Source organism: Caballeronia jiangsuensis (assembly GCF_046030135.1).
In the GTDB taxonomy this organism is placed as follows: domain Bacteria; phylum Pseudomonadota; class Gammaproteobacteria; order Burkholderiales; family Burkholderiaceae; genus Caballeronia; species Caballeronia jiangsuensis.
On the sequence record NZ_JAQQDB010000008.1, the window covers coordinates 138,663 to 152,374 of the forward strand.

The following is a 13,712-nucleotide window of genomic DNA, read 5'->3' on the forward strand; positions in this document are numbered from 1 at the left end:
ATTGTTTTCGGATACAAAGCAAAGCTTTTGCCTATGCAGCGCGGATAACTTCTCCATTCGATGCGCGCATCATGTATCGATATGCAGCCGCCGGATATAAGTCTCGCAAAAGGACGAGAAGCGATGCACGACCTGCCTCGGGCGCATCGTGCGCGATTGCGCGATGCCCAGCGTCGTCGCGTTGACGTTGTCCTTGAAGCGCTTAATCACGAAGTCTTCGCCGTCCACCGTGCGATTCGATTTGAGCGGAAAATTGAGGATGCTATAGCCGAGACCGTTCGCCACCATGCCGCGCACGACCTCCGGCTGCGATGAACGAAAGGCGGGCACAGGGCGGCTGCCGACCGCATCGAAGAGCGCGGCGAAATACTCGCGGCTATGCGGCAGATCCAGCATCACATAAGGCTCCGGCAGCAAGTCGGCGAGCGATACCTTGCGCGCCCGGGCAAGGCGATGCGTCTTCGGCAGGATCGCATACGGCGGCAAGGAAATCAGCGGCGTGAAGGCGATGTCTTCGGTTAGGTCCAGGCTATAGGTCAGCGCGATATCGAGCGAACCGTCATGCAGACCGCGCAGCAAACCATCCTGATGCGCCTCGACCGTGCGAAACGAAATGCCCGCGTGCCCGGCCGTGAAATGGCTGATGAGACCCGGCATCAACGGCGGCGCGAGCGAAACGAGGCAGCCGAGCGCGATGGAGCCGGTCATGCCGCCATCCATTTCCTTCGCGGCCATTTGCAGTTCTTCCGCGATCTTCAGCAGATTGCGCGCTTGGCCGAGCAGATCGCGGCCCGCCTGCGTGAGCGACAGACCGCTCGCGTGACGTCGGATGAATAGCTGCACGCCGAAAGATTCTTCGAGATCGGCGAGGGCGGTCGATATCGACGGCTGCGAAATATGCAGTCTTTTCGCCGCCGCGGTGAACGACAACGCTTCCGCCGTGACGACAAAGTAGCGCAGCTGCCGCAGCGAGTAGCGCAGGGGATGAATTTCCATCGACGATGCTCCAGAGATCATGCTTCGATGGGCCGCATTGTGAAGCGCTCAAAATTCACTGCATAGCCAAATCCGATGCTATGCATTTTTTAAATATATTTTTCAGATTTGGACGGGGCGCGTAGATTTTCACCAAGACATCACGGATACAACGGCCTTTCGGAAGGACATAGCCATGACAGTGGAAAGGAAATCAATCGACACGCTCGTGGTCGGCGCAGGACAAGCGGGCGTCGCGATGAGCGAACATCTGAGCAAGCTCGGCGTGCCGCATCTCGTGCTGGAACGCGATCGCATCGCGGAGCGCTGGCGCACGGGCCGATGGGATTCGCTCGTCGCCAATGGTCCCGCATGGCACGATCGTTTCCCTAATCTGGAATTCGCGAATTTCGATCCCAACGCGTTCGCATCGAAAGAGCAGGTCGCGGAATACTTCGTCGACTATGCGAAGAAGTTCGATGCGCCCATTCGCACGGGCGTCGAAGTGAAAAAGGTCGTGCGCAATGCAGGTCGGCCGGGCTTTACCGTCGATACATCTGAAGGAACGATCGAAGCGAATCGCGTCGTCGTGGCGACAGGGCCGTTCCAGCGCCCCGTGATTCCGCCGATCGCGCCGACGAGCGCTTCGCTCACGCAGATCCATTCCGCCGACTATCGCAATCCGCAGCAATTGCCCGAAGGCGGCGTGCTGGTCGTGGGCGCGGGATCGTCGGGCGTGCAGATTGCCGATGAATTGCAGCGCGCGGGCCGCCGCGTGTATCTGTCGGTCGGCGCGCACGATCGTCCGCCGCGCGGCTATCGCGGACGCGACTTCTGCTGGTGGCTCGGTGTGCTCGGCGAATGGGACGCGGAAGTGATGAAGCCTGGCCGCGAGCACGTGACGATCGCGGTGAGCGGTGCGCGCGGCGGTCATACGGTGGACTTCAGGCGTCTCGCGCATCAAGGCATCACGCTCGTCGGCCTGACGAAATCATTCGACGATACCCGCGTCACGTTCGAAGCCGATCTCGCGGACAACATCCGCCGTGGCGACGAGAACTATCTGTCGCTGCTCGATGCCGCCGACGCCTATGCAAGACGCAACGGACTCGATCTTCCCGAAGAGCCCGAAGCCCGCAACATTCCCGGCGATCCGGAGTGCATGACGCATCCGCTTTTCGAGCTCGATCTGGCGAAGGAAGGCGTGACGTCCATCATCTGGGCGACAGGTTATGCCGTCGATTTCACCTGGCTGCAAGTCGATGCATTCGACGACAAAGGCAAGCCGAAACATCAGCGCGGCGTCGCGAAAGAGCCGGGCATCTATTTTCTCGGCTTGCCGTGGCTGTCGCGTCGTGGCTCCGCGTTCATCTGGGGCGTGTGGCACGACGCGAAACATATCGCCGATCACATTGTCACGCAGCGCAAATACCTCGCGTATTACGACGCGCCGCAACATCACGAAGACGAGACGCGCGTCGAAAGCGTCGAGGCCGCACCGGACGAATCGCGCGTGCACAAGGTCAGCGAGATGGGCGTCAACTGATTTCAAACAATCCCGTATCAAGGTGCATTCGATGAGCCAACCCACGCATACCCGTATCCGCATGTTCAACACCAAGGATACGTATCCGAATCAGACGCTCGATAACGATCTTTGCCAGGCCGTGCGCGCGGGCAATACCGTTTATGTGCGCGGTCAGATCGGCACGGATTTCGATGGCAATCTGATCGGTCTCGGCGACCCGCGCGCGCAGGCCGAGCAGGCGATGAAAAACGTGAAGCAATTGCTCGAAGAGGCGGGCAGCGATCTCTCGCACATCGTCAAGACGACGACCTATCTCACCGATGTGCGCTATCGCGAGCCGGTGTATCGCGAAGTCGGCAAGTGGCTGAAGGGCGTGTTTCCGATTTCGACGGGCCTCACCGTCGTGGCGCTCGGTCAGCCCGAATGGCTGATGGAGATCGACGTGATCGCCGTCATTCCCGATGGATGGACGCCTCAGGCCTGAGCGACGCAAAAGGAGGGCACATGACTTTTTCTATCGTCGGACGATGTGAAGAGACAGGGCAACTCGGCATCGCGATCAGTTCATCGAGCATCGCGGTGGGTGCGCGTTGTCCGTGGGTGCGCGCGGGCGTCGGTGCGGTCGCGACGCAGAACATCACGCTGCCCGCGCTCGGTTCGCAGATTCTCGACCACATGGAAAGCGCGAAGCTCGATCCCTCGGCGGCGCTGGAGCGGGCGCTGGCCGCGAACGAATGGAGTGAGTATCGGCAAGTGACGGTGGTCGATGCGCAGGGCCGCACCGCGTTCTTCAGCGGCAAGCAGGCGCTCGGCACATATCACGCCGTCGCGGGTTCGCAATGCGTCGCGGCGGGCAACATGCTCGCGGGCGTTCACGTGATCGAAGCGATGATTCCCGCGTTCGAGAACGCCTCCGGCCATCTCGCGGACCGGCTTCTCGCCGCGATGCATGCGGCGATCGCAGCGGGCGGAGAAGCGGGCCCCGTGCATTCGGCGGCGCTGAAGATCGCGGGCGAGCAAAGCTGGCCGCTCGTCGATCTGCGCGTGGACTGGGCGGATGAAGATCCTATCGGCAAGCTCGATGGTCTCTGGCAGGCGTACAAGCCGCAGATGCAGGACTACGTGACCCGTGCATTGAATCCGACCGCCGCGCCGAGCTACGGAGTGCCGGGCGATGAATGACATGACGAGCCGCGATCTGCTCGAACGGCTGATCGGCTTCGCGACCGTCAGCCGCGATTCGAATCTCGAGTTGATCGAATTTATTCGTGACTACCTCGCGCAGCATGACGTCGAAAGCGAGCTGTTCTACAACGCGGAGCGCACGAAGGCGAATCTGTTCGCGACGATCGGACCGCGCGATCGCGGCGGCATCGTGCTGTCGGGACATACGGATGTGGTGCCGGTCGATGGCCAGCCGTGGACCGTCGATGCATTCCGCCTCACCGAGAAGGATGGTCGCCTGTATGGCCGCGGCGCAGCGGATATGAAGGGCTTTCTCGCGTCGGTGCTGGCCGCGGTGCCGATGCTGCTGAAGCGCGAACTGAGGTTGCCGGTGCATCTCGCCTTCTCCTACGACGAGGAAGTCGGATGCCTCGGCGTGCGGCCGATGCTCGCGCAACTGGCGCAACGCGCGCACAAGCCCGTGCTGTGTCTGATCGGCGAGCCGACGTCGTTGAAACCGGTGCTCGGGCACAAGGGCAAGCTCGCGATGCGATGTCAGGTGAAGGGCGCGCCTTGTCATTCCGCATACGCTCCGTATGGCGTCAATGCCATTCAGTACGCGGCACGCCTCATCAATCGTCTGGAAGAGATCGGCGAGAAGCTCGCGCAACCCGAGCATCACGACGCGCGTTTCGATCCTCCGTATTCCACCGTGCAGACGGGCACGATCAAGGGCGGCCGCGCGCTCAATATCGTGCCGGCGGAATGCGAATTCGACTTCGAAGTGCGCGCGCTGCCGGGCTTCGATGCCAGCACGGTTGCCGATGATTTAGAGACATACGCGCAAGCCGAACTGCTGCCGAAGATGCGCGCCGTGAAGTCCGACACCGACATCACGCTCGAAGCGCTGTCCGCCTATCCCGGACTCGCGACGCCGCCCGACAGCGAAGCCGCGCGTCTGCTCGCGTTGCTGAGCGGTTCATCGGATTTCGGCACGGTGGCGTTCGGCACGGAAGGCGGACTCTTCGATCATGCCGGCATTCCGACGGTCGTATGCGGTCCCGGCAGCATGGATCAGGGACACAAGCCCGACGAGTTCGTGACCGTCGAACAACTCCGCGATTGCGACGCGATGCTGATACGGCTCGCGGACCATCTCTCGACCATAGCCTGATTACTCAAGCGCCTGAAGCGACCCCGACGCCCTGAGCGTCAGGGCATCGCTTTGCCGCGCGCATTAAGGAGACGACTTTGACTAACGCGCAACGCAATGCTGCTCCGCTGATCGAGAAGCACACCATCGGCTACGTGCCGCCCGAGGATCGTCACGGCAAGGTGCGCGATCTCTTCACGCTATGGTTCGGCGGAAATATCGCGCCCCTGCCGATCGTGACCGGCGCGCTCGGCGTGCAGATCTTTCATCTGAACCTGTTGTGGGGCATCGTCGCGATCATCGTCGGTCAGGCGGTCGGCGGCGTGCTGATGGCGCTGCATTCGGCGCAGGGGCCGCAAATGGGCATCCCGCAGATGATCCAGAGCCGCGCGCAGTTCGGCTCGTGGGGCGCGCTGCTCGTGACCGTCATAGCAGGCGTGATGTACGTGGGTTTCTTCGCGTCGAATATCGTGCTCGCGGGAAAATCGCTGCATGGGATCGAGTCGTCGGTGTCGGTGCCTGTCGGCATCGTGATCGGCGCGGTGGGATCGGGATTGATCGGCATCATCGGATACAAGTTCATTCATATCCTGAACCGCATCGGGACATGGGTGCTCGGCATCGGTATTTGCGTCGGCTTCGGCTACATCCTCACGCATATCTCGACGAACGATTTCCTCACGCGCGGCGGCTTCGACTTCGCCGGCTGGCTCGCGACCGTTTCCCTCTCGGCGCTGTGGCAGATCGCGTTCGCGCCCTACGTCTCCGATTATTCGCGCTACCTTCCGGCGAACGTGCGCGTCGCATCGACGTTCTGGGCGACGTATCTCGGCTGCACGATCGGCTCGACGCTCGCGTTCGTGTTCGGCGCGGTCGCGGTGCTGGCGGTGCCGCCCGGCGCCGATGCGATGGATGCCGTGAAGCTCGCCACCGGACCGCTCGGCCTGCCGATGCTCGTGTTGTTCCTGTTGAGCGTGATCAGCCACAACGCGCTGAATCTCTACGGCGCGGTGCTCGCGTCGATCACGTCGCTGCAAACCTTCGCGTATCGCTGGATTCCGACGGCGAAGGCGCGCGCGGTGTTGTCGGGCGTGATTCTGGTCGCGTGCTGCTACTTCGCGATTGGCGCATCGACGAACTTCGTCGCGAATCTCGTCGATCTCGTGCTCGCGCTGCTCGTCGTGCTGGTGCCGTGGACCGCGATCAATCTTATTGACTTCTATGTGATCCACAAAGGCAAGTACGATATCCAGTCGATCTTTCAGGTGGACGGCGGCATCTATGGACGCTTCAATCCGCAGGCGCTGATTGCTTACGCGATCGGCATCGCCGTGCAGATTCCGTTCATGAATACGCCGATGTACGCGGGCCCGGTGCCGAAGTATCTTGACGGCGCGGATCTGTCATGGGTCGTCGGATTGCTGCTGACGTCGCCGGTTTATTACTGGCTTGCGTCGCGCGATACGGTTTATCGGCGTCGGCAGAACGGCGCGCAGGTGGCGTCCGGTGCGTCGCGGTAACAAATGAAGCCATGCCGGGCGGGACTTTTTCCCGCCCGACAAAAGTGTTGTACGTCCGCCTGCGTTTACGCGTCATGTGCATATGCACATAATCGCGTCACCTGCTGCGAAAACCCTTCGCGGCGCATCGAGGCGGTGACGATAAGGCTTGTCGGCATGCATCGCCCCTCCTCGCTCAAGTATCCAGGAGGTTTGTATGTCGAACGATATTTCTCTCGAAACGCCGTCGCGCCGTCATTTCATCGGCATCGCGGCGGCGACGCTCGCCGCAGGCGCATTGAGCAGCCTCGCCTTCGCCGAACCGGCGCCAGGCAACGCGGAAATCGTGCAGGTGAAGGGCGGCGACCAGACCGCCATTCGCCCGCTTCGCGTGCATGTGCCGGATGCGCAAATCGCCGATCTGAAGCGGCGCGTCAAGTCCACGCGCTGGCCCGAGCGCGAAACCGTCACCGATGCATCGCAAGGCGTGCAACTCGCGACGATGCAAAAGCTCGCGCGCCACTGGGTGACGGATTACGACTGGCGCAAGGTCGAAGCGCGGCTGAACGCGGTGCCGAATTTCGTCACCGAGATCGACGGTCTCGACATCCACTTCATCCACGTTCGCTCGAAACATGCGAACGCGTTGCCGGTTATCGTCACGCATGGCTGGCCCGGATCGATCATCGAGCAACTGAAGATCATCGATCCGCTGACCAATCCGACGGCACACGGCGGCCAGGCATCCGACGCGTTCGATGTGGTGATTCCGTCGCTACCCGGCTACGGTTTTTCCGGCAAGCCGGCGGCGACCGGCTGGGACCCGCAGCGCATCGCACGCGCGTGGATCGCGTTGATGAAGCGTCTCGGCTATACGCGCTATGTCGCGCAGGGCGGCGACTGGGGCAACGCGGTGACCGAGCAGATGGCGCTCATCGCGCCGCCGGAACTCGTCGGCATTCATACCAACATGCCGGCCACGGTTCCCGACGATATCGCGCATGCGCTCAAGTTCGGCGATCCCGCGCCCGCGGGTCTTTCGGCGGACGAGGCCCACGCGTTCGAGCAACTCGACTTCTTCTACAAGCACGGCCTCGGTTACGCGCAGGAAATGGCGAATCGGCCGCAGACGCTGTACGCCATCGAGGATTCGCCGATCGGCCTCGCCGCATGGATGATCGATCACGACGCGGCGAGCCAGGCGCTTATCGCACGCGTGTTCGACGGGCAGACCGAAGGACTCTCGCGCGACGACATCATCGATAACATCTCGCTCTACTGGTTCACGAACACGGGGATTTCCTCGGCGCGTCTGTACTGGGAGAACAAGCTCAATTTCTTCGCGCCGAAGCACATCGCGATTCCGGTCGCGGTGAGCGTGTTCCCGGACGAGATCTATGCCGCGCCGAAAAGCTGGACGGAGAAGGCGTATCCGAAGCTGATTCACTACAACCGTCTGCCGAAAGGCGGGCACTTCGCGGCGTGGGAGCAGCCGCAAGCGTTCTCGGACGAGGTTCGTGCGAGCTTCCGTTCGCTGCGTTCGGCGTAAGGCAATGCGCGATGCCTTCGCGGCATCGCGTGCTTTCGTTGGTCTGGCCGCGCGGCGCATGCATCGGCGCGAGACCTGTCACAATCGCAATCTCCGACGTTCCTCGACGATGCGGTCGGGATTGCGATTTTGCCGGGCCGTGTCATCCGATTGCGGCGTGCCAGCCGCGCCGCGCGTGTTTCTCCCATGACAAGGAGCAAGCGATGCCAACGATGCAGGCAGTGCAGGTAGCGAAAGCGAACGGTCCGCTGGAAGTCGTCGAGCGCGACGTGCCCGAGCCGCCCGACGGACACGTGTTGATCAAGGTGCAGGCCTGCGGGATCTGCCACAGCGATTCCCTGACCGTCGAGGGTCTGTGGCCCGGCCTTCAGTTTCCGCGCGTGCCGGGCCATGAGATCGCGGGCGTGATCGAGAAGCTCGGCGCGGGCGTCGAAGGATGGGAGAAGGGGCAGCGCATCGGCGTGGGCTGGCACGGCGGGCATTGCGGACATTGCGAGCATTGCCGTCACGGCGACTTCGTGCTTTGCCAGCGCGCGCTGGTGCCGGGCATCAGCTACGACGGCGGCTACGCGGACTATATGGTCGCGCCGCAGGAAGCGCTCGCGCGCATGCCTGACGATCTCTCCGACGTCGATGCCGCGCCGCTTCTTTGCGCGGGCATCACCACCTTCAATGCGCTGCGCAACAGCGGGGCGCGCGCGGGCGATGTCGTCGCGATTCTCGGCATCGGCGGGCTCGGTCATCTGGGCGTGCAGTTCGCGCGCAAGATGGGCTTCGTGACGGCGGCGATCGCGCGAGGCAAGGACAAGGAGCCGCTCGCGAAGCAGCTCGGCGCGCATCACTACATCGACAGCGAATCGCAGAACGTAGCCGACGCGCTCAAGGCGCTCGGCGGCGCGCGCGTCATTCTGGCGACGGCCACGAGCGGCAAGGCGATGAACGCGGCCATCGGCGGTCTGGGGCTCAACGGCAAGCTGATCATGGTCGGGATATCGGAAGAGCCGGTCGAGGTGCCGATCACCCAGTTCATCATGGGCCGCAACTCGGTGCAGGGCTGGCCGTCCGGCACGGCGGCGGATTCGCAGGAAACGCTGGCATTCAGCGCGCTGTCGGGCGTGAAGCCGATGATCGAGGAGTTCCCGCTCTCGCGCGCGGCCGAAGCGTACGCGCGGATGATGAGCGGCAAGGCGCGGTTCAGGGTGGTGTTGACGCCGGGGAAGTGAAGCGCATCAACGTAAAGCAACCCGACGACCGTTTCGAATCGCAACGTTAAGAATCTTTCCACTACGCCGGTCCACGGCATCCGCAAAACCCGCAAAGCCCCGCCAGCCGGGGCTTTGACGCATATGGCCCGCGCCTTGCGTTGATTGCGCTCCAGACAACCCGGAGCCGCACATGATCGAACGAGGCCGAGCCGCCACGCTCACCCACACCGTCACATCCGCCGATCTCGCATCCGCTCACGCGCAAGGCGCGGGCGAGCGCTATCCCGACGTGCTGTCCACGCCCGCGCTGCTGTCGCTGATCGAGCGCGCATGCGCCGAAACGCTGCTTGATGCCGTCGGCGATGGGCAACTGTCCGTCGGCGTGACGACGCATCTCAATCATCTCGCGCCGACGCCGCTCGGCGCCGAAGTCTCCGCGACCGCGACTTTCCGCGATCTCGAAGGCGCGCTGTACTGGTTCGACATCGTCGCTTCCGATGCCGGTGGCCCGGTCGGCACGGCGAGCCACGCGCGCGCCATCGTCGAGCGATCCGCGATCGAAGCGCGCGCCGCGAAACGCCGCCGCACCGAATGACGCATCCACACGACGAGAGAAAAACACATGGCTGACCATTCCCCGACGCACGGCGTCTTTTTTGATGAAGCGTTCGAAACGCTCCCGCCCGCCGACGTGCGCCGTCATCAGGACGCGCTCTGGGCGTCGCACTGGCCGTATCTGCGCGCGATGTCCGCGTTCTACCGGACGAGGCTCGCGCACTGGATCGGCCGCGACGACGTCACGCTCGACACGCTTCAGGAGATGCCCTTCACCGAGAAGGACGAACTGCGCGTGAGCCAGGAAAACGCGTCGCCCTACGGCGATTACGCCGCGTGCGCGGAAAGCGGAATCGCGCGGCTGCATCGCACGTCGGGCACGACCGGCCGGCCGCTGATTCTCGCGAACAGCGCGCGCGATGCCGCGGATATCGCTCGCGTCGGCGCGCGCTCGATGTGGGCCGCCGGCCTGCGCCCGGACGATCGCGTCGTGCATTGCCTCAACTACTGCATGTGGACCGGCGGCTTCACCGATCACACGATCCTCGAAGCCACCGGCGCGACGGTCGTGCCGTTCGGCGTCGGCAATACGCGGCTTTTGATCGACTCGATCCTGAACCTCGGCATCAACGCGATTTCCTGCACGCCGTCTTATCCCGCGCTGATCGAGCAGGTGTTGCGCGAGACCGGCGGCCCCGCGCCGCGCGATCTCGGGCTGAAGCTCGGCCTGTTCGGCGGCGAAGCGGGCCTCGACAATCCCGAGCTGCGCGCGGCGATGGAAGAGAAGTGGGGTTTCAAGGTGCGCAACGCGAACTTCGGTCTCTCGGAAGTGCTGAGCATTCTCGGCGGACAGACCGGCTGGACCAACGATCTGCTCTATCACGCGGGCGATGTCGTGTTCGCCGAGATCATCGATCCGCAGACGCTCGCGCGTTTGCCTGTCGAAGCGGGCACGACGGGCGAACTCGTCTGCACGCACTTGCGCAAGCAATGTCAGCCGCTCGTGCGCTATCGCACCCGTGATGTCGTCACGGTGACCGCCACCGATCCCGGCCCGGACGGCCGCAGCGCGTGGCGCTTTCGCGTGACGGGCCGCACCGACGACATGTTCAACGTGCGCGGCGTGAACGTGTTCCCGGGCGCGGTGCGGCTCGCGGTCGAGTCGCTGCCGCAATGGGCGTCGGGCATGTTCCGCATCGTGCTGAAAGGGCCGGGTCCGTACGACCGCATCGCGATGACGGTCGAGGCCGCGAACGGCTTGCCCGTGCCACGCTGGGACGATGCCGCGACGCGCATCGAAGCGGCCGTGCGCGAACGCATCGGCGCGAGTGCAAGCGTCACCATGGTCCCGTTCGAACATTTTCCGCGCACCGAAGGCAAGACACGCTGGATCGACAAGGAGCCCGCATGAGCTACGTGACGACACGCATGGATGGACCCGTTTGCATCGTGACCCTCGATCGTCCCGAGCGCATGAACGCGATCAGCGGGCCGCTGCTCGACGACCTGCACGACGCACTGCAACGCGCGAACGATGACGCCGCCTGCCGCGTGATCGTGCTGACGGGCGAAGGACGCGCGTTCTGCGCGGGCGACGACCTGAAGGAATTCGGCGAGCAGAGCGCGAGCGATGAAAGCATCCGCAGCCATATCGAACGGATTCAGCGCATCACGCGCGATCTGATGTTCAACGCGAAACCGGTCGTCGGCGCGGTGCATGGCTTCGCCGTCGGCGGCGGTTTCGAATGGATGCTCAATTGCGACATGGTCGTCGCGTCCGACGATCTCGTCGCGTTCTTTCCGGAGATGGAGTGGGGGCAGTTCGTCACGGGCGGCGTCACGCATCTGCTGCCGCAGGCGACCGGTCATCAACGCGCGATGGAGCTGTGGCTGCTCGGCGAACGGCAGAGCGCGCAGTCGCTTATGTCGATGGGCCTCGTCAATCGCGTCGTGCCGCGCAGCGCGATGCTCGACACGGCGATGGCGCTCGCGGCGCGCATCGCGGAGAAGTCGCACACGTCGATTGCGCGCCTCAAGCGGCTCGTCACCGCGGAACTATCGGACACGCTTTCGCGCAGTCTCGAACTCGAATTCGCGGCGACCATCGACGCCTTCGCGGACCCCGACGCCGCCGAGCGCGTGAAGGCGTTCGCGACACGCAAGGAGAATGCACGATGAACCCGAAAGCCCTGACCTTCGACTACTTCGGCACGCTCGTCGATGTCGATCGCGGCGGCACGCTCGGCATGGCGGAAGTGCTGCGGCGGCTGTCCGTCGAAACCGATGACGCGCCGTTCGACATCTATCTCGACTGGGACATCCGCAATGTGCGGCTCTATCGCGGCCAGGCGTACGCGCGTTATCGCGATGTCGCGCAGCAGGCGCTCGCGGCCGTGCTCGATGCGCGCTGGCCCGGCGCGCGCCGCGGTCACACGATGGATGCGCTGACCGACGTGTTCCTCACGCATCTCGTCGAGGCATCGCCCGCGCACGAGGACGCGGCGCCGTTTCTCGACTGGGCCGCGTCGCGCTATCCGCTCATGCCGATCACCAACATGGACAGCGACCTGTGGCGACGCACGCAACTCACGCGCTACTTCGAGCACGTGACGACGGCGGAGATGGCGCAGGCGTACAAGCCGTCGCAGGCAATCTTCGCGCTCGCACTCGACCGCCTCGCGCTGCCCGCGCAGGACGTGCTGCATTGCTCGCTCGCGAGCTGGGCCGATATCGACGGCGCGAAGCCGCTCGGCATGGCGGTCGCGTGGATCAATCGCGGCGGCGATACGCTCGGCACGTGGCAGCCGCGCCCGGATTTCGAGTTCGACACGTTGTCGCCGGTACGGGACGTTCTGGATAGTCTGTCATTCACAGCGACTGGGGAAACGATATGAAACCGATGAAGATGGCGATGGCGTGCGTCGCGTCCGCTGCGATGCTATGCAACGTTGCACAGGCGCAGCAAGTGGTCAGGATCGGCGTGGCGGGGCCGCTCACGGGCAGCGCGGCGCAAAGCGGCAAGGACGACGAGCGCGGCGTGCGCCTCGCCATCGACGAGCTGAACGCGAAAGGCTTCACGATCGCCGGCAAGCCCGTGAAATTCGAGCTGATCTCGATGGACGATCAGGGCGATCCGAAAGTCGGCGTGAACGTCGCGCAGAAGCTCGTCGACGATGGCGTGTCGGCGGTGATCGGCCATTACAACTCGGGCGTGAGCATTCCGGCGGCGCGCATCTATAACGATGCGCATGTCGTGATGATGACGGGCGCATCGTCGAATCCGGATCTCACGCATCTCGGCTATCCCTACGTGTTTCGCCTCGCCACCAACGACAACGTGATGGGCGGGCGCATGGCGGTCTATGCGTCGAAGGTGCTGGGCGCGCAGCGCGCCGCCGTGATCGATGACCGCACCGCATACGGCACGGGCGTCGCCGATGTGTTCATCAAGACCGCGCAGAAAGAGGGCTTGCAGATCGTCGCGCGCGAATACAGCACCGACAAGTCGACCGACTTCAAGGCGATCCTCACGCAGATCAAGTCGCGCAATCCGCAGGTCGTGTTCTACGGCGGCTACTACGCGCAGGCCGCGACGCTCGCGCGGCAGATGGGCGAACTCGGCGTGAACGCGACGCTCGTCGGCGGCGACGGCATCTGTTCGCCCGAGTTCGACAAGCTCTCGGCGGGCGTCGCGGACAAGCGCATGTTTTGCGCGCAGGGCGGCGCGCCGCTCGACACGCTGCCCGACGGCAAGACCTTCCGCGCGAAGTTCAAGAGCGCGTTCAGCGCCGATGTCGATACCTACGCGCCCGCGTTCTACGCAGCGACGCTCGTGGTCGCCGACGCGATGCAGAAGGCGGGATCGGCGAAACCCGAGGTGTTCGTGAAGACCTTGCGCGATCAGTCGTTCGCGAGCATCCTCGGCCCCGTGAAGTTCGATGCGAACGGCGACTGGATCGATGCGCCGGTCACGGTGTATCGGCTGAACGGCGGCGCGCTGACCGCGATCGCGCAGAAGGACTGATGCGCCACGCGACGCCGGGCGGCGGCATTTTGTCCTGATATATTCGAAGCCGTTGCCCGA

The 13,712-nt window shown here is 63.8% G+C and carries 13 protein-coding genes; 12 read left to right on the top strand and 1 reads right to left on the bottom strand.

Annotation, left to right across the window (positions count from 1 at the left end; genetic code table 11):
• Positions 1-69: 69 nt before the first annotated feature.
• Complete coding sequence (locus PQR08_RS10950; RefSeq protein ID WP_029672430.1) at positions 70-996, bottom strand: LysR family transcriptional regulator; 927 nt, start codon at positions 994-996, stop codon at positions 70-72.
• Between the two features lie 175 nt (positions 997-1,171).
• On the opposite strand from PQR08_RS10950, the gene PQR08_RS10955 reads away from it, so the two are divergent.
• The 12 genes from PQR08_RS10955 to PQR08_RS11010 all read left to right on the top strand — a co-directional run bounded on the left by PQR08_RS10955 (position 1,172) and on the right by PQR08_RS11010 (position 13,652).
• Positions 1,172-2,521 carry a flavin-containing monooxygenase gene (locus tag PQR08_RS10955; RefSeq protein ID WP_408161282.1) on the top strand — a complete coding sequence of 450 codons (1,350 nt, stop codon included), beginning with the start codon at positions 1,172-1,174 and terminating at the stop codon, positions 2,519-2,521.
• A 31-nt stretch (positions 2,522-2,552) separates the two neighbouring features.
• Positions 2,553-2,987: a RidA family protein gene (locus PQR08_RS10960; RefSeq protein ID WP_035500367.1), complete on the top strand. Its 435-nt coding sequence runs from the start codon at positions 2,553-2,555 to the stop codon at positions 2,985-2,987.
• Between the two features lie 20 nt (positions 2,988-3,007).
• Positions 3,008-3,685 carry a DUF1028 domain-containing protein gene (locus PQR08_RS10965; RefSeq protein WP_250486464.1) on the top strand — a complete coding sequence of 226 codons (678 nt, stop codon included), beginning with the start codon at positions 3,008-3,010 and terminating at the stop codon, positions 3,683-3,685.
• Positions 3,678-4,841: an acetylornithine deacetylase gene (gene argE, locus PQR08_RS10970; RefSeq protein ID WP_408161283.1), complete on the top strand. Its 1,164-nt coding sequence runs from the start codon at positions 3,678-3,680 to the stop codon at positions 4,839-4,841. The genes PQR08_RS10965 and argE overlap by 8 nt, the downstream gene beginning before the upstream one ends.
• 77 nt (positions 4,842-4,918) lie before the next feature.
• Entirely contained in the window at positions 4,919-6,340 is a 1,422-nt protein-coding gene (locus PQR08_RS10975; protein ID WP_250486466.1) for a purine-cytosine permease family protein, read from the top strand.
• 196 nt (positions 6,341-6,536) lie between these two features.
• On the top strand, positions 6,537-7,868 hold the full coding sequence (locus PQR08_RS10980; RefSeq protein WP_408161284.1) for an epoxide hydrolase family protein: 1,332 nt from the start codon (positions 6,537-6,539) through the stop codon (positions 7,866-7,868).
• Positions 7,869-8,071: 203 nt separating this feature from the next.
• Positions 8,072-9,091, top strand: coding sequence for an alcohol dehydrogenase (locus PQR08_RS10985; RefSeq protein WP_187606909.1), 1,020 nt, complete (start codon positions 8,072-8,074; stop codon positions 9,089-9,091).
• Between the two features lie 172 nt (positions 9,092-9,263).
• Complete coding sequence (locus tag PQR08_RS10990; protein WP_250486468.1) at positions 9,264-9,668, top strand: thioesterase family protein; 405 nt, start codon at positions 9,264-9,266, stop codon at positions 9,666-9,668.
• 27 nt (positions 9,669-9,695) lie between these two features.
• Positions 9,696-11,039, top strand: a complete 1,344-nt coding sequence (locus PQR08_RS10995; RefSeq protein WP_250486469.1) for a phenylacetate--CoA ligase family protein — start codon at positions 9,696-9,698, stop codon at positions 11,037-11,039.
• The gene (locus PQR08_RS11000) at positions 11,036-11,806 is read left to right on the top strand and encodes an enoyl-CoA hydratase/isomerase family protein (protein ID WP_250486470.1); all 771 of its coding nucleotides are present in this window, start codon (positions 11,036-11,038) and stop codon (positions 11,804-11,806) included. The genes PQR08_RS10995 and PQR08_RS11000 overlap by 4 nt, the downstream gene beginning before the upstream one ends.
• On the top strand, positions 11,803-12,522 hold the full coding sequence (locus PQR08_RS11005) for an HAD family hydrolase (protein ID WP_250486471.1): 720 nt from the start codon (positions 11,803-11,805) through the stop codon (positions 12,520-12,522). Before PQR08_RS11000 ends, PQR08_RS11005 begins: the two co-directional genes overlap by 4 nt.
• Complete coding sequence (locus PQR08_RS11010) at positions 12,519-13,652, top strand: branched-chain amino acid ABC transporter substrate-binding protein (RefSeq protein WP_238212380.1); 1,134 nt, start codon at positions 12,519-12,521, stop codon at positions 13,650-13,652. The genes PQR08_RS11005 and PQR08_RS11010 overlap by 4 nt, the downstream gene beginning before the upstream one ends.
• Positions 13,653-13,712 lie beyond the last annotated feature (60 nt).